The organism is Kitasatospora sp. NPDC001175 (assembly GCF_053598215.1).
In genome coordinates this window covers 1-25,690 of sequence record NZ_JBSFJU010000029.1, presented here as the reverse complement: position 1 = coordinate 25,690, position 25,690 = coordinate 1, and the positions used below count along the sequence as shown (strand labels likewise).

20 protein-coding genes are annotated in these 25,690 nt (G+C 70.6%); 18 read left to right on the top strand and 2 right to left on the bottom strand.

Going from position 1 to position 25,690, the window contains the following annotated elements:
- Nucleotides 1-65: 65 nt before the first annotated feature.
- Both ACWDAK_RS21525 and ACWDAK_RS21520 read right to left on the bottom strand, forming a co-directional pair.
- Nucleotides 66-2,747 (bottom strand): SpoIIE family protein phosphatase, encoded by a 2,682-nt coding sequence (locus tag ACWDAK_RS21525; protein ID WP_427395794.1) that lies wholly within the window; start codon nt 2,745-2,747, stop codon nt 66-68.
- Nucleotides 2,748-3,229: 482 nt separating this feature from the next.
- Entirely contained in the window at nt 3,230-3,694 is a 465-nt protein-coding gene (locus ACWDAK_RS21520) for an HAD family hydrolase (RefSeq protein WP_427395792.1), read from the bottom strand.
- 350 nt (nt 3,695-4,044) lie between these two features.
- Between ACWDAK_RS21520 and ACWDAK_RS21515 the strand changes: the two genes are divergently transcribed.
- The 18 genes from ACWDAK_RS21515 to ACWDAK_RS21430 all read left to right on the top strand — a co-directional run.
- Nucleotides 4,045-5,385 carry an NDP-sugar synthase gene (locus tag ACWDAK_RS21515; protein ID WP_344639747.1) on the top strand — a complete coding sequence of 447 codons (1,341 nt, stop codon included), beginning with the start codon at nt 4,045-4,047 and terminating at the stop codon, nt 5,383-5,385.
- Nucleotides 5,386-5,457: 72 nt separating this feature from the next.
- Nucleotides 5,458-6,150, top strand: a complete 693-nt coding sequence (locus ACWDAK_RS21510) for an NAD(P)H-binding protein (protein WP_344639746.1) — start codon at nt 5,458-5,460, stop codon at nt 6,148-6,150.
- Nucleotides 6,151-6,226: 76 nt separating this feature from the next.
- Nucleotides 6,227-8,323 (top strand): glycogen debranching protein GlgX, encoded by a 2,097-nt coding sequence (gene glgX, locus ACWDAK_RS21505; RefSeq protein WP_344639745.1) that lies wholly within the window; start codon nt 6,227-6,229, stop codon nt 8,321-8,323.
- Entirely contained in the window at nt 8,323-10,479 is a 2,157-nt protein-coding gene (locus ACWDAK_RS21500) for an AGE family epimerase/isomerase (RefSeq protein ID WP_344639744.1), read from the top strand. The genes glgX and ACWDAK_RS21500 overlap by 1 nt, the downstream gene beginning before the upstream one ends.
- A 58-nt stretch (nt 10,480-10,537) precedes the next feature.
- The gene (locus tag ACWDAK_RS21495; protein ID WP_344639788.1) at nt 10,538-11,737 is read left to right on the top strand and encodes an IS701 family transposase; all 1,200 of its coding nucleotides are present in this window, start codon (nt 10,538-10,540) and stop codon (nt 11,735-11,737) included.
- 116 nt (nt 11,738-11,853) lie between these two features.
- Nucleotides 11,854-13,017 (top strand): low temperature requirement protein A, encoded by a 1,164-nt coding sequence (locus ACWDAK_RS21490; RefSeq protein WP_344639743.1) that lies wholly within the window; start codon nt 11,854-11,856, stop codon nt 13,015-13,017.
- Between the two features lie 132 nt (nt 13,018-13,149).
- Nucleotides 13,150-14,721 carry a GMC family oxidoreductase gene (locus ACWDAK_RS21485; protein WP_427395790.1) on the top strand — a complete coding sequence of 524 codons (1,572 nt, stop codon included), beginning with the start codon at nt 13,150-13,152 and terminating at the stop codon, nt 14,719-14,721.
- A gap of 27 nt (nt 14,722-14,748) precedes the next feature.
- On the top strand, nt 14,749-15,558 hold the full coding sequence (locus tag ACWDAK_RS21480) for an ester cyclase (RefSeq protein ID WP_427395789.1): 810 nt from the start codon (nt 14,749-14,751) through the stop codon (nt 15,556-15,558).
- 55 nt (nt 15,559-15,613) lie between these two features.
- A complete protein-coding gene (locus ACWDAK_RS21475; protein WP_427395788.1) occupies nt 15,614-16,312 on the top strand; it encodes a putative quinol monooxygenase in 699 nt (232 codons plus the stop codon).
- Nucleotides 16,312-16,746 (top strand): VOC family protein, encoded by a 435-nt coding sequence (locus ACWDAK_RS21470; protein ID WP_427395787.1) that lies wholly within the window; start codon nt 16,312-16,314, stop codon nt 16,744-16,746. Before ACWDAK_RS21475 ends, ACWDAK_RS21470 begins: the two co-directional genes overlap by 1 nt.
- Before the next feature lie 205 nt (nt 16,747-16,951).
- Nucleotides 16,952-17,389, top strand: a complete 438-nt coding sequence (locus tag ACWDAK_RS21465) for a nuclear transport factor 2 family protein (RefSeq protein WP_344639738.1) — start codon at nt 16,952-16,954, stop codon at nt 17,387-17,389.
- A 66-nt stretch (nt 17,390-17,455) separates the two neighbouring features.
- Nucleotides 17,456-18,913 (top strand): MFS transporter, encoded by a 1,458-nt coding sequence (locus tag ACWDAK_RS21460; RefSeq protein ID WP_344639737.1) that lies wholly within the window; start codon nt 17,456-17,458, stop codon nt 18,911-18,913.
- Nucleotides 18,914-19,078: 165 nt separating this feature from the next.
- Complete coding sequence (gene mftG, locus ACWDAK_RS21455) at nt 19,079-20,620, top strand: mycofactocin dehydrogenase MftG (protein WP_344639736.1); 1,542 nt, start codon at nt 19,079-19,081, stop codon at nt 20,618-20,620.
- An 86-nt stretch (nt 20,621-20,706) separates the two neighbouring features.
- Nucleotides 20,707-21,258 carry an NAD(P)H-dependent oxidoreductase gene (locus tag ACWDAK_RS21450; RefSeq protein WP_344639735.1) on the top strand — a complete coding sequence of 184 codons (552 nt, stop codon included), beginning with the start codon at nt 20,707-20,709 and terminating at the stop codon, nt 21,256-21,258.
- 393 nt (nt 21,259-21,651) lie between these two features.
- Complete coding sequence (locus tag ACWDAK_RS21445; protein ID WP_344639734.1) at nt 21,652-22,488, top strand: type 1 glutamine amidotransferase domain-containing protein; 837 nt, start codon at nt 21,652-21,654, stop codon at nt 22,486-22,488.
- A 90-nt stretch (nt 22,489-22,578) separates the two neighbouring features.
- Entirely contained in the window at nt 22,579-24,246 is a 1,668-nt protein-coding gene (locus ACWDAK_RS21440; RefSeq protein ID WP_344639733.1) for a thiamine pyrophosphate-binding protein, read from the top strand.
- A gap of 20 nt (nt 24,247-24,266) precedes the next feature.
- On the top strand, nt 24,267-24,851 hold the full coding sequence (locus ACWDAK_RS21435; RefSeq protein WP_344639732.1) for a DJ-1/PfpI family protein: 585 nt from the start codon (nt 24,267-24,269) through the stop codon (nt 24,849-24,851).
- Between the two features lie 139 nt (nt 24,852-24,990).
- A partial coding sequence (locus ACWDAK_RS21430; RefSeq protein ID WP_427395786.1) for a maltotransferase domain-containing protein occupies nt 24,991-25,690 on the top strand: 700 nt, incomplete at its 3' end.

The following is a 25,690-nucleotide window of genomic DNA, read 5'->3' as shown; positions in this document are numbered from 1 at the left end:
GGCGGCGCGCACGACCCGTGAGGGACGGCCTGGGGACCCCGCTTGATCGTCAACTCCCAGTGTGATCAGAACAAGTTGTCCAGGTCGAGACCGGGTAGGACGATCTCGGCGCCCGCGGCGCCGGGGAGGAGCTGTTCGGCCCAGATGATCTTGCCGTCGGGGGTGTACCGGGTCCCCCAGCGCTCGGCGAGCTGTGCGATGAGAAACAGCCCGCGGCCGCCTTCGTCCTCGGCGGCCGCGTAGCGCAGATGGGGTGCGGTGCTGCTGGTGTCGGAGACTTCGCAGATCAGGGTGCGGTCGTAGAGCATCCGCACGCTGATCGGTGGCGTTCCGTAGCGGATGGCATTGGTGATCAGCTCGCTGAGCACCAGTTCGGTGACGAACGCGGCCTCGTCCAGGTCCCACCGGGTCAGCTGCCGGGTGACCTCGGCCCGTACCCCGGCCACCGCCGACGGGTCGGAGGGTACGTCCCACTCGGCGATCCGCTCGGGGTCCAGCAGCCGCGTGCGGGCGACGAGCACCGCGATGTCGTCGGTCTGACGGGCGGGCAGCAGCGCGTCGAGGACCGCGTCGCAGGTCTCCTGCGGGCTGCGGCCGGGGTGGGCCAGCGTGTCGGTGAGGATCTCGAGGCCGGTGCTGATGTCGCGGGTGCGGTCCTCGACCAGGCCGTCGGTGTAGAGCACCAGGCTGCTGCCCTCGGGCAGGGCCAGCTCGACCGCCTCGAAGGGCAGGCTGCCCAGGCCGAGCGGTGGTCCCGCGGGGAGTTCGAGGAACTCCGTGCTGCCGTCGGGGTGGACCAGGGCGGGCAGTGGGTGGCCCGCCCGGGCCAGACTGCACAGGCCGGTGGTGGGGTCGTAGATGGCGTACACGCAGGTGGCGCCGGTGATCGCGGTCTCCCCCTCCGCGGAGGCGGCCTCCTGGTCGATCCGGGTGACGAGTTCGTCCAGATGGCCGAGGAGTTCGTCCGGCGGCAGGTCGAGGGTGGAGAAGTTCTGCACGGCGGTGCGCAGCCGCCCCATGGTCGCGGCGGCGTGCAGACCGTGCCCCACCACGTCGCCGACCACCAGGGCGACCCGGGTGCCGGGCAGCGGGATGACGTCGAACCAGTCGCCGCCCACGCCGGCCTGGGCGGGCAGGTAGCGGTAGGCGATCTCGAGGGCGTTCTGCTCGGGAAGGCCGCGCGGCAGCAGACTGTGCTGCAGGGTGACGGCCATGCTGTGCTCGCGGGTGAAGCGGCGGGCGTTGTCGATGGAAACGGCGGCGCGGGCCGCCAACTCCTCGGCCAGCGACAGGTCGTCCTCGTCGAAGGGCACGCTCCCCTCGGCGCGCCAGAAGTTGGCGATCCCCATCAGCACCCCCCGGGCCCGCAGCGGGACGGTGATCAGTGAGCGCAGGCCGTAGCCCAGCATCACCTGGGTGCGGTCACCGCCCGGGGTGTGCGTGTCGTGGGACGCCCGCAGGTCCGGCACCAGTACCGGGCGCCCGGTGACGAAGCCGACCGCCATCGGGGTGGCCGGAGGGTAGCGGTGCACCCCGCCCTCCCGGTACAGCGGGTGGTCGTCCCGGACACCGGCGAGGGCCACCCGCCGCAGCTCCGGCGCCTCGTCGTAGACGCCCGTCGACGGCTCCTCGCCGCGCAGGACGGACTCGGCGAGGTCGACGGTGACATGGTCGGCGAACCGGCCGACCGCCACCTGGGCGAGCTCCTCGGCGGTGCGCTGGACGTCGAGGGTGGTGCCGATGGCGACGCTGGCGTCGTACAGCAGTCGCAGCCGGCTCTGGGCCACCTCGGCCTTCCCCGCGAGGGCGCGCAGCTCGGTGGAGTCCCGCAGGGTGGCGACGCTGCTGGGCGGCCCGCCGGCCCGTTCGATGGGCCTGTTGTTCACCGCCAGCAGCCGCTCTCCGAGCGGTACCACCTCGTCGGTGGCGACCCGGCGCGAGCTCAGCAACTCGGCCATCCGGGGGTCGAGGCGGAGGTCGTCGACGAGCCGGCCCTCCGCCTCCGGGGGCAGGCCGAGCAGGCGGCGCGCTTCGTCGTTGACCAGTAGGACCCGGCCGTCGCCGCCGACGATGACCACGCCCTCGCGCACCGAGTGCAGTACCGCGTCGTGGTGTTCGTACATCCGGGTCATCTCGGCCGGGCCGAGGCCGTGCGTCTGCCGCCGCAGCCGGCCGGTCACCAGCGCCGTACCGGCCGTCGCCAGCGCCAGTGCGGCCGCGCCGGCACCCAGGATGACCGGCAGCTGACGGTTGATCGCACCGCTCACCTGGCTGACCGTGAGCCCGGACGACACCAGGCCCACCACCGTGCCGCTCGCGTCGGTCACCGGGACCACCGCCTGCACGTCCTGGCCGCTCACGCCGCTGACGGTCTCCACGGTGATGCCGCCGGCCAGTGAGGGGCCGATGGTGCCGATGAACTTCTTCCCGATCTCCTCCGGCGTGGGGGCGGTGTAGCGGATGCCGTCCCGGTTCATCACCACGACGAAGTCGACTCCGCTCTGCGTCTGGGCGGCCTGGGCGTAGGGCTGGAGCTGCGCGGTGGGGTCGGGGCCCCTCAGGATGTCCGCCAGGGCCGGACCCTGGGCGAAGGTCGCGGCGACGGCGAGCGAACGGCTGCGGGCTGACTGGAACCTGTCGCTCCGTGCCTTGAGCACCAGCGTGGTCACCGCGGACACCACGAGCAGCAGCACGATCAGCACCTGCAGCAGGAACATCTGCCCGGCGACGCTGCGGATGCTCGCCATCGACCGCAGACGCCTCACTGACGGCTCCCTCCGAACTGGGCACGGCTGTCGCCGCCCGCGGCGGCCACCCGGTCGGCGCTGGGGGCAGCCGAAAGCAGCGGCCCAGGACTCGGGCCATATGCCTGTTTTAGCCCGATTCTGCTTCGAGTGCTGACGCGCCACGCCTGCGGGAGTGCGCTGGTCGGGCCTGTCCGGAGCGGTCGGGCCGCCGGGGAGCGGCCGTTCGGCCGCCGATCGCGTGGCGGGCACATCCCACCGGGGACTGGGCCGTTCGAGGGGCTCTCGGCCCGGCGCGGCGCGTTCTCCCGCCTGCCGGGGCCGCCCTGGAGACCGGCTGGACCGGCTCCGCCGCGGCCGGGGGAACCCGGTGCGAACCCGCGGGCCCGATCGCCGCTCCCCGGTGAGGAGGGATCAGGGTCCTGCCGTGATGGTGCAAGTGCCCTGCGTGGGAGGAGGGTTAGCGGCACGGCGGTGCGGTCCGGTCAGCAGGACGAGGGCGTCTCCGGGCTCACCCGCGGCGCGTCGATCAACGGCCAGCCCCGGGAGCGCGCGTACCGGGTGAGTTCCGGATCGGGGGCGATCACCCGGGGGTTGCCCACCACGGCGAGGGTGCCGAGCCCGCTGGAACGGTGGCCGTAGGCGAAGCAGCGTGAGGCGTCCAGCCCGAGCCTGGCCATGGTCTCCACGACGATCTGCAGTTTGGCGCTGTCGAGGCTGCTCGGCTGGTTGATGTCCTCCGGGGTGCGGGCGCTTTTGGCGTAGACCATCAGATCCATCCGCAGTCCGAGCTGGTAGGGGTGCGGCGGGACGCGGTCGTCAGGAAGTACGAGGATCAGCAGGTCTCCGGCACGCCTGTGCGTCTCGATCGCGCTGACCACCGCGCCGGCCACGGATCTGCAGCAGGAACCCAGGTCGAAAAAGGCAGCGCGGCGTAATTCCGTCTCCATGGCCCCCGTCCATCCCTGTTCGCCTAAAGCGCGCGTGTCCGGCGGTTGACTTTACCGACTCATTGACACCAACAGTCACTTCTGTCGGACCGACCGTAGCGCACGAGGTCATTGGCCAGCCATGGGGCCGGATCGTCAGGGAATCCCCGTTCGCGAATTGGCCGAAAGACTTATGTCGTGCTCATGAAAACCGTCGCACCTTGAATGGTAAATAGGTGGAAAGGTTAATAAATCGGACAGTGAAGCCGCAGGCCTCAACTTGAGTGGAGGGGGAGATTGACAGAGGCGTTTGACAAGAATTGACAACCGATGTTGAATCTTGTCGACAGGTTGCCTAGGGGAGGAACGCCATGACCGGGGGAGAGTCCAGCACGGTCGGGATCATCCTGGCCGGAGGGCGCGGGGAACGGGCCAAGCCCCTCACCCTGGAGTCCGCCGACTACATCCGCAGCAAGGCCCTGCTCCCGTTCGCCGGCCGCCGGCTGATCGAGTGGGTGGTCGACGCCTGCCGGGAGCAGGGCATCCGCCGTTTCCACGTGGTCGCGCAGGGCCTGGAGAACCGGAGCCAGATCAAGCTGGTGCTCGGCCACGGCGAGCGCTACGGCGTCGACGTCCGCTACTCCCGGTCGAGCTTCGACCGCTACAACGTCGGCTCCGGTGCGGCCACGCTGCACAACCTGGAGCAGTGGGACCTCACCGAGCGGGCGCTGGTCCTGCCGGTCGACTCCGTCTTCGACTTCTCGCTGGCCGGTCTGGAGGCCGCGCACGACGCGGCCGACGCGGTGGTGACCGTGGCCTCGGTGGCCCGCAGCCCGCGGGAGGTCGCCGGGAAGTACGGCGCCATCCGAACCGGGGCGGACGGTCTGGTTGCCGGGTTCGTCGAGAAGCCCGCGCTCGACCGGTTGCACGGCCTGTTCCCCGACGCGGCCGACGACGAGGACGTGATCCCGACCAACGCCGGGATGTACCTGGTCGACTGCGCCCGGCTGCGCCGGGCCGCCCGGGAGCCGGCGCTGATGCGCCAGGCCCAGCGGCGGCTGGACTGGGGCGGTGAACTGCTGCCCTGGCTGGTGCGCCACGGACACCGGGTGGCCGCGCACCGGATCGGCCGCCTCGGCGACCTGGGCAACGTCGAGGACTACCTGGTGACCCTGCGCGACGTCCTGTCGGGCGACTACCTGGGGATGAACCAGCTGATGCCGCGGCCGCAGAGCGAGGATCCGCGGTACTGGATCCACGAGTCGAGCCTGGCGGCCCGGGACGACCTCACGGGCACCACCCTGGCCGACAAGATCGCCGAAGGCAGTGTGCAGATCGGCCCCGGGGTCCGGATCGGACGGCACGTCAGCATCGGCGCCGACGTCCGCCTGGAGTACACCGACATCGGCGACGGTGCCGAGGTGTGCGAGGGCGCCAGGCTCAGCGGCGCCTCCTGCGGCGACTCGGCGGTGATCGGCCCGTACGCCGAGATCAGCGACAGTTACGTCGGGCCGATGGCGGAGATCCGCTCGGCCCGGGTGCGGCCGGCCCGGCTGGACGGCTACTCGGCGGTCGGCGACGGTGCGCGGGTCTTCGCCGGCGCCCGGCTCTCCGGGGTCAGCGTCTACCCCCGGCTCAACGTCCCGGCGATCGCCGGTCTTCCGGCCGGGACCACTCTCACCAGCTCCGACGACATTCTCCGCTGGGTCTGACCGCCGGCCGGCGGTCAGACCCAGCGGCAAGCAGCAGCAAGGCGACGAGTCCGAGGCAATGGAGGAGGAACGATGGATAACCCCGTAGTGGTGGTGGGCGGCGCCGGCCGGGTCGGTCGGCTCATCGCGCAGCGCCTGCTCGACCGCGGCGAGCGGGTGTGGGCGATCGGCCGTACCGACCGGTCGGACCGTTGGCCGCTGCCGCCCGGTGTCGGATTCAGCCAGGGCGACGTGCGGGTGCCGCACACCCTGGCCGGACCGCTCGGCACTTGCTCGGCGCTGGTGTACTGCGTCGAGCCCGGGACGGACGAGGACGGCCCGAACCGGCCGGAGACCACCATGTACCAAGGTGTCCGGAACGTCCTCGCCGCCGCCACCGCGGACGGCGGGCGGCCGCACGTGGTCCTGGTCAGCCAGCTCCATGTCACCCACCGCGGCCACCCGTTGAACGCCTACGGCCGGCTGCTCGACTGGCGGCGGGCGGGCGAGGAGGCGGTCCGCGGCTCCGGGCTGCCCTACACCGTGGTGCGGCCGGGCTGGCTGGTCGACGACCAGTCCGCGGGTGAGCGGGTGCGCCTGGAGCAGGGCGATCGCGGGATCGGCCTGGTCTCCCGCACGGACGCGGCCGAGGCCTGTGTCCGCGCCCTCTACGCCGAGGCGGCCAGGGGCGTGACCTTCGAGCTGTTCAACGAGCCGGGAGCGCCGCTGGCCGACTGGGGCCGGGCGTTCGCCGAGCTGGAGCCCGACCGGGTGGCCGTCGCCTGACCGGGCACCGCCTGAGAGCCGCGCCGATCACAACGATGAGGGAATGACAGTGAGTCACACAACGCCGTCGCCTGTCGTGCTTGCAGAGGTCACTCCCGGACGCTCGCAGCCACTGGGTGCCACGCTGGACGCCAACGGGGTCAACTTCTCGGTCTTCTCCGAACACGCCACCCACGTCCAGCTGTTGCTGTTCGACAACTACGACGACCTGGCGCCGACCAGGACCATCGACCTGGACCCGGACCACCACCGCAGCTACCACTTCTGGCACTGCCACGTGAGCGGTCTGAAGGCGGGCCAGACCTATGCGTACCGGATGGACGGGCCGAACCACACCCGGGCCACCGGTGCCCGGTTCAACCGCCGCAAGGTACTACTCGACCCCTACTCGCGGGCGAACATCAACACCCTCTGGGACCGCAGCCGGGCGATCGGCCCCGAGGACAACTGCGCCTACTCGATGCGCAGCATGGTGGTCGACCTGTCCGGTTACGACTGGGAGGACGACGAGCCGCTCCGCACGCCGCTGGCCGACACCGTGATCTACGAGATGCACGTCGGGGGCCTGACCGCCTCGCCGAGCTCGGGCGTCACCCACCCGGGGACCTTCTCGGCTGTGGTGGAGAAGATCCCCTACCTCAAGGAACTCGGCGTCACCGCGGTCGAGTTACTCCCGGTCTTCGACTTCGACGAGCGGCAGCTGCTGCGGATGGGGCCGCACGGCGTCCCGCTCTACAACTACTGGGGGTACGACCCGTTCGGGTTCTTCGCCCCGCACACCGGGTACTGCTCCAACCCCTGCCAGTGCACCCACATCACCGAGTTCCGGAACATGGTCAAGGCGCTGCACCGGGCGGGCATCGAGGTGATCCTGGACGTCGTCTTCAACCACACGTCCGAGGGCAACGAGCACGGCCCCACGATCAGCTTCCGCGGCCAGGCCAACGAGATCTACTACCACCTCTGGCCGCAGGACCGCCGGCACTACATGGACTTCACCGGCTGCGGCAACGCGATCAACGCCAACCACCCGGCGGTGGCCAAGTTCATCATCGAGTGCCTGGAGTACTGGGTCACCGAGCACCACGTCGACGGCTTCCGCTTCGACCTGGCCTCCGAGCTCTCGCGCGGCGCCGAGGGCTACGAGATGGAGGTGCCGCCGGTGCTCTGGGGCATCGAGCTGTCGGGCATCCTGTCCGACAGCAAGATCATCGCTGAGCCCTGGGACGGCGGCGGGCTGTACCAGGTCGGCCGGTTCCCCGGGCGGCGCTGGGCGCAGTGGAACGGGCCGTTCCGCGACGACGTGCGGCGCTTCGTGCGCGGCGACGCGGGCCTGGTCGGCACCATCGCGACCCGCATCGGCGGCTCCCGCGACCTGTTCGGCAAGGACGGCGAACTGCCCACCAACAGCATCAACTTCATCACCTGCCACGACGGCTTCACCCTCAACGACCTGGTCAGCTACGGGCACAAGCGCAACAGCGCCAACGGCGAGTCCAATGCGGACGGGGCGAACGAGAACTTCAGCTGGAACTGCGGTGTGGAGGGTCCGAGCGACTCGCCCGAGATCGAGCAGCTGAGGATCCGTCAGATCAAGAACTTCGCCGCCCTGCTGCTGCTCAGCCGCGGGGTCCCGATGATCCTGGCGGGCGACGAGTTCCGCAACACCCAGGGCGGCAACAACAACGCCTACTGCCAGAACAACCCGATCACCTGGCTGGACTGGGACCAGGCCGAGAAGGAGACCGAGGTCCGCCACTTCTTCCAGGGCATGATCGGGCTGCGCAAGCGCCACCGCTCCCTGCGCGACCCGCACTTCTTCACCGGCCGCCACAACGACCGCGGCCTGCCGGACGTCACCTGGCACGGCACCAAGCTGGAACAGCCCGGCTGGGAGGACACCGGAGCGCGCGTGCTGTCGTTCACGCTGGCCGGCTTCGGTGAGGAACCCGACCTGCACGTGATCCTCAACATGTTCCACCTGGGCCTGGACTTCGAGCTGCCGCACATCCCCGGCCGGCCCTGGCACCGCGTCGCGGACACCGCCCAGGACTCCCCGCTTGACCTCCTCGCACCCGGAAGCGAAGAGCGGGTCCACGGCCGCACCTACCACGCCCACGGCCGCAGCATCGTCATCCTGACGGCGCTGCCCGACCACGGAGGCACCCTGTGATGAGCACTCCCGACACCCGGCGTACCTACTCCGACTGCATCGCCGGCTACGTGACCTCGTACGAGCCGACCCGCGACCGCTTCGGCCTGCGCACGGGTGACGGCCGCGAGTTCACCATCCACCTGGACGGCTTCCTCGGCTCGCAGATCGTCCGCAACCTCGGCGACGACTACCGCGACACCACCGCCGCCACCCGGGACATGCTGGCCGAGGGGCGGTACGTCTTCGTGCACGGGCTGTTCTACCAGTGGGAGGGCGGCGAGCGGATCGAGGCCCGGCAGATCACCTTCCCGGAGGAGAGCCGCGGCGCGTACGTCTTCGAGAAGCCGGGCTGGTGGGTCCAGCAGGCCGCCGAGATCGCCGACTTCTACCTGCGCGGCCACTTCCCGGACGGCGTGTACGACTGGCGCAACTTCCGCACCAAGCTGACCCTGCACGGCACCCACGTCCCGGACACCGGGGAGGACGTGCGCCAGGAGACCGACACCATCTCCCGGCTGGTCTACGGCCTGGCCACCGCCTACCTGCTGACCGGCGAGGAGCGCTTCCTGCAGGCCGCCGAGTCCGGCACCGAGTACCTGCGCGAGCACATGCAGGTCGCCGACGAGCGCGAGGGCATCGTCTACTGGTACCACGGCATCGACATCGCCGAGAGCGGCCAGCGCAAGGTGTTCGCCTCGGAGTTCGGCGACGACTACGACGCCGTCCCGATGTACGAGCAGATCTACGCACTGGCCGGCCCGACCCAGACCTACCGGATCACCGGCGACCCGCGGATCATGTCGGACATCGACCGCACCGTCGAGCTGTTCCACCGGTACTTCAAGGACGAGGACAAGGGCGGGTTCTTCTCCCACCTCGACCCGATCACCATGGACCCGCGCTCGGACGCGCTCGGCCGCAACCGGGCCCGCAAGAACTGGAACTCCATCGGCGACCACGCACCGGCCTACCTGATCAACGCCTATCTGGCCACCGAGCGCCAGGACTTCGCCGACCTGTTGGAGGAGACCGCCGACACCATCGTCCGGTACTTCCCGGACGAGCCCGACAGCCCCTTCGTCCAGGAGCGCTTCCACGAGGACTGGAGCCCGGACCGGACCTGGGGCTGGCAGCAGGACCGCGCGGTGGTCGGACACAACCTGAAGATCGCCTGGAACCTCACCCGGATCCGCGCCCTGCACGACAAGCCCGAGTACGCCGCCCTGGCCGAGCGGATCGCAGAGATCATGCCGCCGGTCGGCAGCGACCAGCAGCGGGGCGGCTGGTACGACGTGGTGGACCGGAAGGCGGACCCCGACAGCGGCACCCACCGCCTGGTCTGGCACGACCGCAAGGCCTGGTGGCAGCAGGAGCAGGCGATCCTCGCCTACCTCATCCTGGCCGGTGTCTCCGGCGACCCGGAGCACCGCCGGCTGGCCCGCGAGGCCGCCTCGTTCTACAACGCGTTCTTCCTCGACTACGACGACGGCGGCGTCTACTTCAACGTGCTCGCCGACGGCATGCCCTACCTGGTGGGCACCGAGCGCCTCAAGGGCAGCCACTCGATGGCCGGCTACCACGCCCTGGAGCTGTGCTACCTGGCCGCCGTCTACACCGGCCTGCTGAACGACTCCGCGCCGCTCACCCTGCACTTCCGGCCGCGGCCCGAGGCGTACCCGGACCGGATCCTGCGGGTCGCCCCCGACCTGCTGCCCACCGGGTCGGTCCAGATCGGCCGGGTGTGGATCGACGACGAGCCGTTCGAGGACTTCGACGCCAAGGCCCTGACGGTCAAACTCCCGGTCACCAGCCGGCCCGTGCGGGTCCGGGTCGAACTGGAACCGGCCGACATGCGGCTGCGGATCTCCAGCGACTTCGACGGCCGCACCGCCCACATCCACTGCGAGGGCGTGATCGATCTGGAGGAGCTGGAGAAGTTCCGCCGGTCCCTCACCGAGGCGCTGTCCTGCGAGCCGCGACGGGTGGAGTTCCACCTGTGCAAGGTCACCGAGCTCGCCCGGCCCGTGATCAACGAACTGCTCTTCCAGCGCACCAAGATCGGGCTGGACGTCGACTTCGTGATCGTCGGCTGCGCCCTGCCCGAGGTCGCCCAGGCGCTGGTGGCCACCGACGCCTTCCTGCTCGACCCCACCGCCCCCTGCGACGACTACTGACCGCCGGCGTCACGGCTGACCAGGCGTCACGACTCCCCGAAGGATCGATGTGTCCACGATGCTGCAAGTCCGTCCGGCGAAAGCGGCCGAGGCGCCGGACGGCTTCTCCACCTACTGCAAGGAGCTCTTCGCGCTGCTGGGGCGGGCCGACCAGCGCCGCTGGGGCGAGGTCTACCTGAGTGGGCTGCTGCACGCCAGCGGTCGCAGGACCCCGCGGAACATCGCCGAGCACGTGCTCGGCCGGCCGGCCACCCAGCCCATCCAACAGTTCGTCAACCAGAGCACCTGGGACCCGACGGAACTGCGGCGGTACCTCGCCGAACGGCTCTGCGCGGCCACCCAGCCGCAGGCCTGGGCCTTCGACGAGGTGGTCTTCCGCAAGAACGGCACCCGCTCGGTCGGCGTCGCCCGCCAGTTCGTGCCGGCCGAGGGCCGGATGGTCAACTGCCAGCTGGCGCTGGCCGCCTCGCTGGTGAGCCAGGAGGCCAGCCTGCCGGTCAACTGGCGGCTGCTGATGCCCAGGCACTGGGACGCGGACGAGGACCTGCGCACCCAGGCCCGGGTGCCCGACGAGGAGCGGCACCGGCCGAGATGGCACTACCTGCTGGATTCGGTGGACGAGATGCTCCAGGACTGGGACCTGCCCCCGGCGCCGGTACTCGCGGACTGGAGCTTCGAACCTGAGGTCGAACCGCTGCTGCTCGGACTCGAACAGCGCGGCCTCGGCTACCTGGTCGAGGTCGGCGCCACCACCCAACTGCCCGGCCGGCCGGTCCACTCGTACCCCAGCACCGAGCGCAGCACCTCCGCCAGGCGCTGGACGGCCGCGGCCGTCGCCCGCGACCCCGCCCTGCGCACCGACAGGTCGGTGGCGGTCTGGCGGGACCGGCCCGACAGCCGGTACCAGCACTCGCAGTTCATGCTCGTCCCGCTCACCACCGGCGCCACCGGCCGCTCGCCGGCGCCGCGCCAGCTGGTGGTGGAGTGGCCGTTCGGCCGTCCGCAGCCGCGCACCTACCTGGTGACCAACCTGTGCGGCGACCGGCTGAACGAGCTGGTCGCACTGGCAGAACTCCGCCACCAGTCCAGCCGGTGCTGCGAACAGCTCCATCAGGACTACGGCCTCGGCGACTTCGAGGGCCGGTCGTTCCCCGGCTGGCACCACCACGTGACGCTGGTCTCCGCAGCCAGGGGCTTCCACGCCCTGCAGCAGCTGGCGCGACCCGGCGAGCCGGACCGCCCCGTGAGCCTCGGATAGGCCGCCACCACCCCTCTCCCGAAAGGACCGCACCACCTTGGACGAGGCACGCCGACCCACTGCCGGGTCGGTCACCGAACCCTGTTCACCGCTCCGACCTAGCGAGGGACAACGCCATGACAGCCAACCCGGCCACCACGCCCTCGGCGCCGACCCGTGACCGTGCCACCTGGGCCGAACTCTTCTACGACCTCGTGCTCGTCTTCGGCATCGGCCAGGCCGCGCACATCCTGGCCGAGGCCCCCAGCTGGGGCGGCATGGCCCAGGCCCTGCTGGTCCTGCTACCGCTGTGGTGGGCGTGGGTCAGCATGACGCTCGCGCTGAACGCGGTCAGCGAGACCAACACCCAGCGCCTGCTGCTGTTCGCGGCCGGACTCGCCACCTTCACCATGGGCGTCAGCGCCCCGCTGGCGCTGGAACACCGCGGCGCGGCACTCCTGTTCGCCGGCTCCTACCTGGGCCTGCGGGTGCTGATGGCGCAGTGCGTCCGGTGCACCCGGGCCATCTCACACAGCATCAACCACCACAACGTCGGCTGGGCCTGCGCGACCGTACTCGTCGCGGGCGCCCTGCTGCCCGCCGGAATCCGCGGCCCGGTGTGGGCGACCGGCGTGCTCGCGGAGATCGCCGCGCCGGTCGTCCACCGGGACCGGCTGCACCGGATGACCTTCGGACCCAGCCATCTCCCGGAGCGGTTCGGCCTGTTCATCATCATCGCGCTGGGCGAGTGCGTGCTCTCGGCCGGTCTGCGCGCCGCGACCTCGCACCTCGACCTCGCCGGGATGTGCGCCGTGGTGCTGAGCTTCGTCACCGGTTGCGCCCTGTGGTGGCTCTACTTCCACTACGTGGCCCCGGCGGTGGAGCACGCGCTGCGCACCCACCGGACGCAGGCCGTGGTGGTTCGCGACGTCCTGAGCTACGGCCATTTCATCCTGGTCGTCGGGCTGCTGCTGGTGGCCGTCGGCACCAGCCGGATCGTGTCCGAGCCAACCGCCGCGCCACACACCGGAATCGGCGCACTCGTGCCGATCGGAGCCGGTCTGTTCACCCTCACCTTCGGCTACACCCGCTGGCGGATGTTCGGCGGGGCCTCCTCGACCAGGGTGATCGCGGGCCTGTGCCTGCTGCTGGCCGCGCCGGCCGCACCGCTCGTCCCCGGCCTGGTCACCCTGGCCGTCACCGCCGCCGTGCTGATCGCGGTCAACGGCATCGAGTACTGGATGCTCACCACCGGAAGGACCATCCCGCTGTTCTTCCGCCGGGCCGTGGATCTCCTCTGATTCCTTGCTGAGAACGGAATCTGACGCAATGTCGGGTCCGAGTTCGCGAAGCACCCAATCCCGGAACGCAGAAGTCCCGATCGGAATTCCTCCGGCGGTAGCGTCGGAAGAGTCGAAAAGGGGGATCACGCCATGTCAGCAGAACGATCCGTCGACAATTTCGATTACATCGTGGTCGGCGCCGGATCCTCGGGCTGTGCGGTGGCCAGCCGGCTCAGTGCGGACCCCTCCTGCTCGGTCCTGCTCGTGGAGGCGGGCGACTGGCACACCCGGCCGGAGATCAACCGGGTGGACGTGCCCTCGCTGACGGCGCTCTGGACGGAGCCCTGGGGCCGCGGAATCGACTGGGGCTACACCACCGAGCAGGAGCCGCACCTCGAGGGGCGGAGCATACCGATCGCCCGTGGCAAGGGAGTCGGCGGCTGCAGCTCGGTGAACGCGCTGATGTGGGTGCGCGGCAACCGGCTCGACTACGAGCGGTGGAGCGCCCTCGGGAACACCGGCTGGTCCTTCGAGGAGGTGCTGCCGTACTTCATCCGGGCCGAGTCCTACCCCACCGGCGCCCAGGACCGCGGCAGTTCGGGCCCGATCAGCGTGCAGGACCACCGTGACCCGACCCCGGTGGCGGAGGCCTTCGTGGCCGCGGCGGAGCACCTGGGCTACGCCGCACCCGAGGCGGACTACAACGGTCCCCGGCAGGACGGCTTCGGATTCCTCTACCAGACCAACCGGACCGCCGAGGGCGAGCGCTGCTGCTGCGCCACCGGATACCTGCGGCCGGCCGCGGACCGGCCGAACCTGGCCATCCGCACCGGTGCGCACGCCACCCGGATCGTGCTCCGCGACGGCCGCGCGGCCGGCCTGGAGCACCTGCACGAGGGCCGGCTGCGCACGGCGACGGCCGAGGGCGAGATCGTGCTCAGTGCCGGCGCCTTCGAGACCCCCAAGCTGCTGATGCTCTCCGGCATCGGCCCGGCGGCGGACCTGGAGCGGCAGGGCATCCGCTGCGTCCAGAACCTCCCGGGCGTCGGCGGCAACCTGCAGGACCACGTCTTCGTACCGGTCTGCTACCAGTCCCTGCAGACCCATCCGTCGGCCGAACTCATCTCCGAGGCGGGCCTGTTCACCCGCAGCCGGCTCACACCGGCGGACGCGCCACCGGACCTGCAGTTCACCTTCGGCACGGTCAAGTTCCTGCCCGCGAGTGCGTCGGCGCGGGCGGGGGAGGGCCACGGCTTCACCTTCGCCCCGATCCTGCTCACCCCGCGCAGCCGGGGCCGGGTCAGCCTGCGCAGCGCGGACCCGCACGAGCCGGCCGTCGTCCGGGCCGGCTACCTCGGCGAGCAGGCCGACGTGGACGTGCTGGTGGAGGGCGTGGAACTGGCCCGGGAGCTGGCGCACACCCCGGTCTTCGACGCCTTCCGGGGCGAGGAGCTGGCCCCCGGACCGGCCTTCGGGACCGGGAAGGAGCTGCGGGGCTATGTCGCGGCCGAGGCCACCACGCTGTGGCACCCGGTCGGAACCTGCCGGATGGGCACCGGGAGTGACGCGGTGGTGGATCCGCAGCTGCGGGTCCGCGGCGTCCCGGGCCTGAGGATCGCCGACGCCTCGATCATGCCGGTGATCGTGTCCGGCAACACCAACGCACCCACCGTGATGATCGGCGAGAAAGCCGCCGACCTGATCCGCACCACCGACAGCTGAGTACCCTTCGAACCCAAGGAGCCGATCATGGCAACCGCTGCCGAACAGGCCGGTGTCGACCTGTACAACCGCTTCCTCAAGGCACTGAACGACGGTGACTACGACGGGATCGCCCAGGTGATGGCGCCCGACTTCGAGGACCACCACCCGGGCTTCGAGGTGCACGGCGTGGCCCAGTACCAGGAGGCGCTGCGCGGGGTCGCACAGACCCTCCAGATCAGGGCCGAGCTGGAGGAGATCCTGACCACCGGCGACCGGATCATCGCCCGGGTCGCGCTGACCGGCCGTCACGTCGGGCCGGTGCTGGGCTTCGCGCCCACCGGGAAGGCGGTTTCCTGGACCACCACCGAGATCTGGCGGGTCGCCGACGGCATGCTGGTCGAGCGCTGGGCCGAGGACGACCTGCTCGGCCTGCGCAACCAGCTGTCGCCGGACGCGGAGAACGTCGAGCTGATCCGCCGCCTCAACGACGTGGTGAACGAGCGGCGCTACGACGACATGGACGAGCTGTTCGACGAGTCGTTCGTGGACCGCAACCCGGCCTGGAGCGTGACCGGCGTGGCCGAGCTCAAGGAGCTGCTCAAGGTCGCCAAGGCCGCGCTGGAGTTCACCTCCCAGCAGGACCTGATCTACCCCGCGGAGGGCGGGAAGATCGTCATCCACCTCACCTTCACCGGGCGCCACGTCGGGGAGTTCTTCGGCGTGCAGCCGACCGGCAAGGAGGTTCAGTGGACCAGCATCGAGGTGTTCCGGATCGAGAACCGCAAGATCGTCGAGCGCTGGGTGCAGGCCGACACCACCGGCCTGATGAAGCAGCTCGGCGTCACCCTGCCGTGACGGCGGCCGAGGGCCGACCCGGGAACGACCTGACCACCGAGAGAGAGGAGCACCGATGCTCGCCTACGCACTGCACATCACCGTGAGGCCGGGCCACGAGCAGCAGGCGCTGGAGACGCTCGGCGCGATCGAACGCCGCTCGCTGCGGGACGCCGGCTGCCTGCAGTTCACCTGGTTCCAGCACGACGCCGACCCCTACCGGTTCACGCTGGTCGAGCAGTGGGAGAGCCAGGAGCACCTGGACGCCCACCTCGCGCAGGACCAGTCGCTGTGGGAGTCCTTCCTGCCGGCGCTGGCGGACGAGCCCCGCTCCGAACTGCTGCGCCAGGTGGTCCCGTTGGCGACCAAGCCGAGCGCCGACGAGGTGCTGGCCTTCGCCACCTCCTGGTTCGGCGCGATCACCGCGGAGGCGCCGGTCGAGACGCTGCTGGGCTTCCTCAGCCCGGCCGGGCTGCGGATGGACTTCCCCGAGGGGACCCTGACCAGCGTCGAGGACGTGCGCGAGTGGTACGCCACGGTCATGGCGGCCTTCCACGAGCACACCCACGACCTGGAGTACCTCAAGGTCACCCCCGGCGACCTCGCGGGCGCGGTGGACGTGGACCTCGCGGTCATCTGGAAGGCCACCACGCGCGCCGACGGATCCCGCTCGGCCTTCCGCGGGCTGCAGTCCTGGCAGGTGCGGCGGTCCTTCCGGACCGGCCGGCTGGAGATCGTCACCTACCGGGTCCGATCACTGGAGAAGGTGGCGTGATGGCGGGAGCCAACGGCGTGCGCTGGGCCCACGTCGGCCTCAACTGCCAGGACCAGCAGCGCACCGAGGAGTTCTACACCCGCTGGTTCGGCTTCCGCCGGGCGCGGGTGGTCGAGACGCCGGACGTCCGGGTGGTCTTCCTGCGCAACGACGCCGCCTGCCTGGAGCTGTTCCCGGCCCAGGCGGAGCCGGCCGCCAGGGCCGGCGGGGACGGCCCGCCGAACCCGGGCTCGGTACGCCACCTGGCGTTCCAGGTGGACGACCTCGACGCCTTCCTGTCGGCGGCCGACGGGAGCTTCGACGTCTCCCTCGGACCGCTGGGCTTCGACGAGCACATCCCCGGCTGGCGCACGGTCTGGGTGACCGACCCCGACGGAGTGGTGGTCGAGGTCAGCCAGGGGTACGTCGACCAGGACCCGGCCGAACTGGCCTGACCCGCGGCCGACGGGAGTGCGCGGGCCGCCGCGCACTCCCGCCCGGCCGGCGACTTGACGTAGTACGAGCGCGAACCTGCTCAGATGCGCACGCAGTGCCCGCATCCGCCGTGGTGAGGCGGCGACGGTGCGGGAGCCTGGCTGCCTGAGGCAGAGGAACTGCCCTGGCGGCTCGCTGTCCACCCATTCCGGAAAGGAAATCCCCATGGGAAAGCAGGAGTTGACCACCGGGCAGATCGAGGAGATCGTCCGAGAGTGGTACGAGGCGCTCGACCGGCACGACGCCGTCGAGCAGGTGACCCCGTTCCTGGCCGAGGACGGCCTGGTCATGGTGTTCCCCGAGGCGACCCTGCGCGGTTCGGCGGACTTCCACGACTGGTACGCCGCCGTCACCAACCGGTTCTTCGACGAGGTCCACGAGGTCAAGTCGGTCGAGGTGCGCACCAACGCCGACGGCCGGGCCGACATCCAGGTCGTGGTCAACTGGCAGGCCAGGGTGTGGAGTCCGCCAGCCGCCAGGAGCGAGTGGCTCGGCTTCGACGCCACCCAGACCTGGACCGTGGTCCTCCGCGACGGCGAACCGAAGATCTCCGAGTACATCGTCGAGGACCTGGCGCCGATGCCGGGCTCCGCGGCGCTGTAGCTGCCCAGCCGACCGTCCGGCCGTCGCCGGGCTCTTTTCCCTCGCACAGCAACGGAGTGATCTCCAATGAGCAATACCGTCTCCGAAACACCCGGAGCACTCGCCCCACCCACGGCCGGGTCGGCCGGACGCCGTTGGCTGGCCCTTCCCGTGATCCTCGTCGGCACGTTCATGACGATCCTGGACTTCTTCATCGTCAACGTCGCCATCCCGTCGGCCCAGTCGGACCTGCACGCCAGCGGCGCGCAGATCCAGCTGGTGGTGGCCGGTTACGGAGTGGCCTACGCGGCCGGGCTGATCACCGGCGGTCGGCTCGGTGACCTGTACGGCAGGCGGCGGCTGTTCGTCATCGGCCTGACCCTGTTCACGCTGGCCTCGGCCGGCTGCGGTCTGGCCACCAGTGCCAACTTACTGATCCTCGCCCGGATGGCGCAGGGCGTGGCCGCGGCCCTGCTCTTCCCGCAGGTGCTGTCGATCATCAACGTCACCTACACCGGCGAGGACCGGCCGAAGGCCTTCATGGGCTTCGGCATGACGATCGGTCTGGCCTCGGTCAGCGGCCAGGTGATCGGCGGCCTGCTGATCCAGGCGGACGTCCTCGGCCTGGGCTGGCGCAGCTGCTTCCTGGTCAACGTCCCGGTGGGACTGGCCGTGCTGGCGCTCGTTCCTTCTCTGGTGCCGGAGAGCCGTTCGGCCACCGCCCGCGGTCTCGACCTGGTCGGGTTCGCCATCGTCACCCCCGGTCTGCTGCTGCTGCTGATCCCGCTGGTCGAGGGCCGGCAGGCCGGCTGGCCGCTGTGGTCGTGGGTGTGCCTGGTGGCCAGCGTGGTGGTGCTCGGCGTCTTCGCCCGGCACCAGCGGCAGCTCTCCCAGCGCGGCGGCACTCCGCTGGTCGAGCCGGCGCTCTTCAAGACCAGGAGCTTCCTGACCGGACTGCTGACGATGTTCACCGTCTACGCCGGGATGGCCTCCTTCTTCCTGGTGTTCGCGCTGTACCTGCAGGAGGGGCTGGGCTTCTCGGCGCTCAAGTCCGGGCTGGTCTGCCTGCCCTGCGGCGTCGGCTTCTTCGCGCTCTCGATGGGCTCGCCGCGGATCGTCCGCGCGCTGGGCCACCGGACTCTGGCCCTCGGTGCGGTGATCCTGGGCATCGGTGAGATCGCCATGGCACTGGTCGCACTCCGGGCCGACAGCCGCCCGAGCACCGCACTGCTGGCCCTGCTCATGCTGGTGATCGGGGCCGGGATGGGTGCGATGGGCCCGCCGCTGATCGCCCAGGTGCTGCTCGGCGTACCCGGTGAGCACACCGGCTCCGCGTCCGGTGTCCTCTCCACCACCCAGCAGATGGCTGGTGCGCTGGGCGTGGCCCTGATCGGGATCATCTTCTACGGCACGCTCGGCAGTGCCGGTTCCCCCGGCCACTACGGCCGGGCCTTCGCCGCGAGCCTCGCCTACACCCTGCTGCTGGCCCTGATCACGGCCGTCATCACGACGCCGCGCCGCTGGTGGGGCACGCACCAGCACTGATCCGGCCGGGCGACCGCGTGGCCCGCAGCCGGACCACGCGGTCGCCCGCACCGCAAACCTTCCGCGCCTCGCACTCCCTTGCACAGTGCACTCTCCGCACCGCACCCCTCGCACCACCAGCACAACTCATGTCGCACAACTGTCGCAGACAAGGAGCTTGTCGCAATGGTCAAATACACGGACATCGTCATCGGCGCCGGATCGTCCGGTGCGGTGGTCGCAGCCCGGCTCACCGAGGAGCCGTCCAACCAGGTGCTGTTGATCGAGGCCGGCCCGGACTACCCAGACCCCGGGACCCTGCCGGAGAACCTGCGCAACGGCCTCTACCCGTCCTTCGCCGGGCACGACTGGGGCTACCAGGCCGAGGCCGTCCCCGGTCGGGAGATCCACCTGGCCCGCGGCAAGGTGGTCGGCGGCACCTCCGCCATCAACACCTGCCTGGCGGTCCGTCCGCACCCGCTGGACTTCGAGGAGTGGGCGCGCCTCGGGAACGACGGCTGGACCTGGGAGGACGTCCTGCCGTACTTCGTCCGGATGGAGGACGACAAGGACTTCGGGCAGCCGCTGCACGGCAAGGGCGGCCCGATCCCGGTCGCCCGCTGGCGGGACGAGCAGCTGACCCCGCTGCAGCGGGCACTGCTCGACACCTGCAAGGGCCTCGGCTTCCCCGACATGCCGGACCACAACTCGCCGGAGGGCACCGGTGTCGGACCGCTGGCGCAGAACCTGGTGGACGGTACTCGGGTCTCGACGGCCACGGCGTACCTGGGACCGGTGCGCAAGCGTGAACAACTGGAGATCCGGGCCAACACGACGGTCGACCGGATCGTCTTCGAGGACGGTCGGGCGGTCGGGGTACGCGTGATCACCGACGGCGTCGCGGAGACGGTGCACGCCGACCGGATCACCCTCTGCGCCGGGGCCATCGGCACCCCGGCCCTGCTGATGCGCTCGGGCATCGGCCCGGCCGCCACCCTGGAGCGGCTCGGGGTCCCGGTGGTGGCCGACCTCCCCGGGGTGGGGGAGAACCTGCTCGACCACCCCACCTGCATGGTCACCCTGAAGCCGCGGCCCGGTGTCTACGACGACTCGCTGCCCGTGACGCAGATCCTGCTGCAGTACACGGCGCCGGAGTCGGCGGAGTTCAACGACATGCAGATCTACCTGTTCAACCACGTCGACCTGAACGGCTACGCCCCCGCCCTGGTCGAGGCGGTCGGCACCGACAAGGTCTTCATGCTCTCCGCCGGCATCGAGCGGCCGCTCTCGCGCGGCCGGGTGACCATCGACAGCACGGACCCGGAGGCGGCTCCGCACATCGAGTTCAACTTCCTGGACCACCCCGAGGACCGGCGCCGGTTGCGGACCGGCATGCGGCTGGCCGCCCAGATCGCCAGCAGCCGGGCCTTCGAGATGTTCGCCACCGGCCGGATGGTGCCCGGTCCCGAGGTGCTGGCCTCCGACGAGGCGCTCGACGAGTTCATGATGTCGGCGGTCGGAACGCACTTCCACCCGGTGGGCACGGCCAAGATGGGCCCGGCCGACGACCCGATGGCCGTCGTCGACTCCCGCTGCCGGGTCCACGGCGTGCCCGGCCTGCGCGTCGCGGACGCCTCGGTCATGCCGATCATGATCCGTGCCAACACCAACCTCACCTGCATCATGATCGGTGACCGCGTCGGCGACTGGCTGCTCGAAGAGCGCTGACCGAACCCTCCGGTACCGTGCCCGGCCCGCGTGCCGCGAGCGCACGGGCGGGGCAGGGGCCGACCCAACAAGCACTGGAGCCCCCAATGCCCAGTTCCACCAGCACCCTTGTCGTGTTCGCCCACCCGAACCCGGACACCTCGCGGATCAACTCCGCCCTGGTGGCCCAGGCCCGTGACACCGAGCACGTGGCCGTCCACGACCTGTACGCCGCCTACCCAGAGGGCCCGATCGACGCCGAGCGGGAGCAGCGGCTGCTGGTCGAGCACGATGTCATCGTGCTTCAGTTCCCGTTCTACTGGTACTCGGTGCCGCCGCGGCTGAAGCAGTGGCTGGACGAGGTCCTGCTGGAGGGCTTCGCCTACGGCGCCGGCGGCGACGCCCTGCACGGCAAGACCCTGCAGCTCGTCACCACGACCGGCGGCCCGGAGAAGTCCTACCGTCCGGACGGCTACAACCGGTTCACCGCCCGCCAGTTGCTCCTCCCGCTGGACGCCACGGCACACCTGTGCGGCATGGTCTACGCCGACCCGCTGATCTTCCAGGGTGTCCGCACCTACACCGACGAGGACGTCGCCGAGGCCGGCCGCCGCTACCGGGGCCTGCTGGAGAGCACGGTCCGCACTCCGGTCAGCTGACGTAGCGTCATATAGCCTCCGCATAGAGGCATCCCCCCGGCTGGTTGCATCGCAACCGGCCGGGGGATCTCTGTTTTCCGCCCCGCGTCGGCCCGGAGCCGCTCGGTGCGCCCAACTGGCCCGGCAGTGGCCCGAAACCGCCCGGACCCACCCCGGTCCACCCCACTCCACCCCGGGACATCCCGAACCAGCTCGGCAGAGGCTCGACTTGGAGTAGTGCGCAGACGGACCTGACGTGTGCCCGACGGGTCGCCCCTCGACTCTCGCGGCCCCCTGCAGCCGCTTGCTACACAGGAGTCGGGCACTGCGAGGGCGGCCGGATCCGGTTCCGGACGGCGCGCCCGACGCCACCGAGTGCCGCCAACCCACCTTCCTCCAAGGAGGCCATCACCGATGGCGAAGAAACGCATTCTCGTGGTCCTCTCCGAGTACGGCTACTGGGGCGAGGAACTGATCGGTCCGCTGGAGACCTTCGACGAGGCCGGCTACGAGGTCACCTTCGCGACGCCCACCGGCAAGCGTCCGGTGGCCCTGCCGCCGAGTTACGACCCCGAGTACATCGACCCGCCGCTCGGCCGCTCGGTGACCAGCACCGAGATGGCGGAGAAGGTCAAGGCGATCGACAGCTCGGACCGGCTGGACAACCCGCTGAACCTCTCCTCCTGGCTGCCCGACCGGCCCTACCGCAGCCGCAGCGACTTCCTGCGGGCCTGGGAGGGCTACCAGACCCGCCGGGAGCACGTGCAGCAGCAGGTCGCGGACCGCTACGACGCGCTGCTGATCGTCGGCGGCAGCGGCCCGATCGTCGACCTGGCCAACAACTGGCGCATCCACGACCTGATCCTGGCCTTCTACCACCTGGGTCTGCCGATCGCCGCGGAGTGCTACGGCGTCGCCGCCCTGGCATTCGCCAGGGAGCAGGACGACCGGGCGAGCATCATCCGCAACAAGCACATCACCGGTCACTGCATCGAGTACGACTACAAGGACGGCACCGGCTTCATGGGGACCGACTTCGTGATCGGCCCGCCGCCGTACCCGCTGGAGTACATCCTGCGTGACGCCACCGCACCCGAGGGCGCCTTCCACGGCAACTTCGGCAAGGAGACCTCGGTGATCGTCGACTACCCGTTCATCACCGGGCGTTCCACCCCCGACTCCTACCTCACCGGCCAGAAGCTGGTCGAGGTCCTGGAGCAGGGCCTGCGGCAGTGGGGCTACACCGCCTGACGCAGCCCGGGGACGGGCGGCCGTGGCGATCGTACCGGCCGCCCGTCCCGACCAACTCCCTTACCGCACGGAACGGATGGAGAGGACGACATGGTGAGCAGGCCCGCCCGGGTGGCGATGCTCGAACAGTTCAAGGCCGACGGCATCAGGTACATGTTCGGCAACCCCGGCACCGTGGAACAGGGCTTCCTGGACGAACTGCGCGGCTTCCCGGAGCTGGAGTACGTGCTGGCGCTGCAGGAGGCCGCGGTCGTCGGCCTCGCCGACGGGTACGCGCGGGCCACCCGCAGGCCGGCCCTGCTGCAACTGCACTCCGGGGTCGGCCTCGGCAACGGCATCGGCATGCTGTACCAGGCGATGCGCGGCCACGCTCCGCTAGTGGTACTGGTAGGCGAGGCCGGGCTGGCCTACGACAGCATGGAGGCCCAGATGGCCGCGGACCTGGTCGGCATGGCCGGACCGGTCACCAAGTGGGCGACCAGGGTGGTGGATCCGGACTCCACCCTGCGGGTGCTGCGCCGGGCCTTCAAGGTCGCCGCCACCCCGCCGTACGGGCCGGTCATGGTGGTGCTGCCGGCCGACGTGCTGGACAGCCCGACCAGTGAGCCGGTGGTTCCGACCTCGTACCTGCGGACCGCGACCGTGCCCGAGCAGGGCACCCAGGCGGAAGCCGCCGCGCTGCTGGCCGGAGCCGAGCGGCCGCTGATCATCGCGGGCGACGGCATCCACTTCGCCGGGGCGCAGCGGGAACTCGCCCGGCTGGCCGAGGTCTGGGGCGCGGAGGTCTGGGGCGCGGACTGGGCCGAGGTGAACCTGCCGGTCGACCACCCCGCCTACCGTGGCCAGCTCGGCCACATGTTCGGCTCGGTCAGCAGTCGGGTCACCTCGGCGGCCGATGCCGTGCTGATCACCGGTACCTATGCGCTGCCCGAGGTGTTCCCGGCGCTGGAGGGGGTGTTCGCGGAGGGTGCTCCGGTCGTCCATGTCGATCTGGACAGCGGTGCCATCGCCAAGAACTTCCCGGTCGACCTCGGTCTGGTGGCCGACCCGAGGCCGACACTGGCCGGGCTCGCCGACGCGCTGGAGCACCGGCTGAGCCAGGAGCAGCGGCAGGCCGCCCGGCGCCGGCTGCAGGGATGGGCCGAGGAGAAGTCCGCGGCGCTGGCCGAGGCGGTGGAGCGGGACAGCGGGGCGGACGGGCCGCTGACGGCCGGCTTCTTCGGCCACCAGCTGTCGCTGCAACTGCCCCCGGACGCCATCCTCTTCGACGAGGCGCTGACCTGCTCGCCGGGCATCTTCCAGCACAACCCGCCGAACGTGCCCGGGAACTGGTTCCAGACCCGGGGCGGATCGCTCGGCGTGGGCATCCCGGGCGCCATCGGCGCCAAGCTCGCCCACCCGGAGCGCACGGTGGTCGGGTTCACCGGCGACGGCGGCAGCATGTACACCTTCCAGGCCCTGTGGACGGCCGCCCGCTACGAGATCGCTGCCAAGTTCGTGATCTGCAACAACGGCCGCTACCGGCTGCTCGACCACAACATCGAGCAGTACTGGCGGACCCAGGGCATCGAACCCCACGACTTCCCCGGGGCCTTCGACCTCACCCGGCCGGAGATCGACTTCGTGGCGCTCGCCGAGTCGCTGGGCGTGCGGGCCGTCCGGGTGGAGAAGCCGGAGCAGGCCGCCCCGGCGATCACCGAGGCGCTGGCCCACCCGGGGCCGTTCCTCATCGACCTGGTCATCGACCGCACCAGCTGACGGAGAGGGGTGTGAGGACCGTGCGGCTGAACGGTCTCAAGATCGCGGTACTGATGGAGAGCGACTTCTACGAGCCCGAAATCCTCTACTACCAGCGCCGGTTCGCCGAGGAAGGTGCCGAGACGCACTTCCTCACCCGGCTCTGGGGAAACGACCGGCTGGTCTTCCGGGGGCACGAGCACGGGCTGCCGTTCGAGGTCGACGAGTCCTTCGAGGAACTGGACGAGTACGGGCTCAAGGAGTTCGCGGCGGTGATCGTCCCGTCCGGTATCGTCGCCGACCGCCTGCGGTACACCGAGGAGGTCGACCGCCTCCCGCCGGCCGCGGCCTTCCTGCGCCGGGCGTTCGCCGACCCGGCCATCGTCAAGGGCATCATCTGCCACGGCATGTGGCTGGCCGCCCCTATCCCGCAGGTGATCCGGGGCCGCCGGGCGGTGGTGCACAACAACCTGCTCGGCGACCTGCGCAACATGGGCGGGGTCTTCGTGGACCAGGACATCGTGGTGGACCGCGACCTGGTCACCGCCCGCACCGGGAACCACTGCCATCTGTTCGCCCGGACCATCATCGAGCAACTGGCCGCCCGGCGCTCGTCCGCCGATTGAGTCCGGCCGGACATCCCCCTGGCGAGACGTTTCCGCATGCACTGTCCGGCTTCCCCACCCGCGCGCGCCGCGCGTACCGCTCGTCCTGTCCGTACCGCTCGTCCTTTCCGTTCGACCGCCTGCCGAGGAGATCCCGGAAATGAGCACGATCACGATCCAGCCGACCCATCCGCAGCAGCCCCCGGCCATCGGCCGGATCCCCGTGCTGGAGGTCCAGCCCCTGGTCGACCTCGGGCGCAGACCCGCGAAGGCGGTACTGGGCGAGACCTTCCCCGTCACCGCCACGATCTTCCGTGAGGGGCACGGTGCCGTCGGAGCCAATGTGGTGCTGCGCGGCCCGCGTGGCCGCCGGGGCCGGTGGACGCCGATGCGCGAGCTGGCGCCCGGTACCGACCGCTGGGGGGCCGAGGTCACCCCCGACGCGGAAGGCCGATGGACCTACACCGTGGAGACCTGGAGCGACCCGGTCGCCGACTGGTTGCACACCGCCGAGATCAAGGTTCCGGCCGGCCAGGACATCGAACTCGTGCTGGAGGAAGGGGCGTTGCTCCTGGAGCGGGCCGCCGGGGGCGTCCCGCGCGGCGCCGGCCGGTCCGCCCTGCTGGCCGCGGCGCGAGTGCTGCGGGACGAGAAGCTGCCCCCGGCGCACCGGCTGGCGGCGGCCGGCGAGGAGCGGATCAGGCAGACCCTCGCCCGTCATCCGCTGCGTGAACTCCTCACCGAGACAGGGCCGTTCGATCTGGTGGTGGACCGGCAGCGGGCGCTGTTCGGGTCCTGGTACGAGTTCTTCCCGCGCTCGGAGGGCGCGGTGGTGGACCCGGACGGCAACCTCCCACCGG

What these genes read in the sequence shown, in the direction of transcription:
- ACWDAK_RS21525 (WP_427395794.1), bottom strand. Translation starts at nt 2,747, where the DNA reads ATGGCGAGCATCCGCAGCGTCGCCGGGCAGATGTTCCTGCTGCAGGTG.
- ACWDAK_RS21520 (WP_427395792.1), bottom strand. Translation starts at nt 3,694, where the DNA reads ATGGAGACGGAATTACGCCGCGCTGCCTTTTTCGACCTGGGTTCCTGC.
- ACWDAK_RS21515 (WP_344639747.1), top strand. Translation starts at nt 4,045, where the DNA reads ATGACCGGGGGAGAGTCCAGCACGGTCGGGATCATCCTGGCCGGAGGG.
- ACWDAK_RS21510 (WP_344639746.1), top strand. Translation starts at nt 5,458, where the DNA reads ATGGATAACCCCGTAGTGGTGGTGGGCGGCGCCGGCCGGGTCGGTCGG.
- ACWDAK_RS21500 (WP_344639744.1), top strand. Translation starts at nt 8,323, where the DNA reads ATGAGCACTCCCGACACCCGGCGTACCTACTCCGACTGCATCGCCGGC.
- ACWDAK_RS21495 (WP_344639788.1), top strand. Translation starts at nt 10,538, where the DNA reads ATGCTGCAAGTCCGTCCGGCGAAAGCGGCCGAGGCGCCGGACGGCTTC.
- ACWDAK_RS21490 (WP_344639743.1), top strand. Translation starts at nt 11,854, where the DNA reads ATGACAGCCAACCCGGCCACCACGCCCTCGGCGCCGACCCGTGACCGT.
- ACWDAK_RS21485 (WP_427395790.1), top strand. Translation starts at nt 13,150, where the DNA reads ATGTCAGCAGAACGATCCGTCGACAATTTCGATTACATCGTGGTCGGC.
- ACWDAK_RS21480 (WP_427395789.1), top strand. Translation starts at nt 14,749, where the DNA reads ATGGCAACCGCTGCCGAACAGGCCGGTGTCGACCTGTACAACCGCTTC.
- ACWDAK_RS21475 (WP_427395788.1), top strand. Translation starts at nt 15,614, where the DNA reads ATGCTCGCCTACGCACTGCACATCACCGTGAGGCCGGGCCACGAGCAG.
- ACWDAK_RS21470 (WP_427395787.1), top strand. Translation starts at nt 16,312, where the DNA reads ATGGCGGGAGCCAACGGCGTGCGCTGGGCCCACGTCGGCCTCAACTGC.
- ACWDAK_RS21465 (WP_344639738.1), top strand. Translation starts at nt 16,952, where the DNA reads ATGGGAAAGCAGGAGTTGACCACCGGGCAGATCGAGGAGATCGTCCGA.
- ACWDAK_RS21460 (WP_344639737.1), top strand. Translation starts at nt 17,456, where the DNA reads ATGAGCAATACCGTCTCCGAAACACCCGGAGCACTCGCCCCACCCACG.
- mftG (WP_344639736.1), top strand. Translation starts at nt 19,079, where the DNA reads ATGGTCAAATACACGGACATCGTCATCGGCGCCGGATCGTCCGGTGCG.
- ACWDAK_RS21450 (WP_344639735.1), top strand. Translation starts at nt 20,707, where the DNA reads ATGCCCAGTTCCACCAGCACCCTTGTCGTGTTCGCCCACCCGAACCCG.
- ACWDAK_RS21445 (WP_344639734.1), top strand. Translation starts at nt 21,652, where the DNA reads ATGGCGAAGAAACGCATTCTCGTGGTCCTCTCCGAGTACGGCTACTGG.
- ACWDAK_RS21440 (WP_344639733.1), top strand. Translation starts at nt 22,579, where the DNA reads ATGGTGAGCAGGCCCGCCCGGGTGGCGATGCTCGAACAGTTCAAGGCC.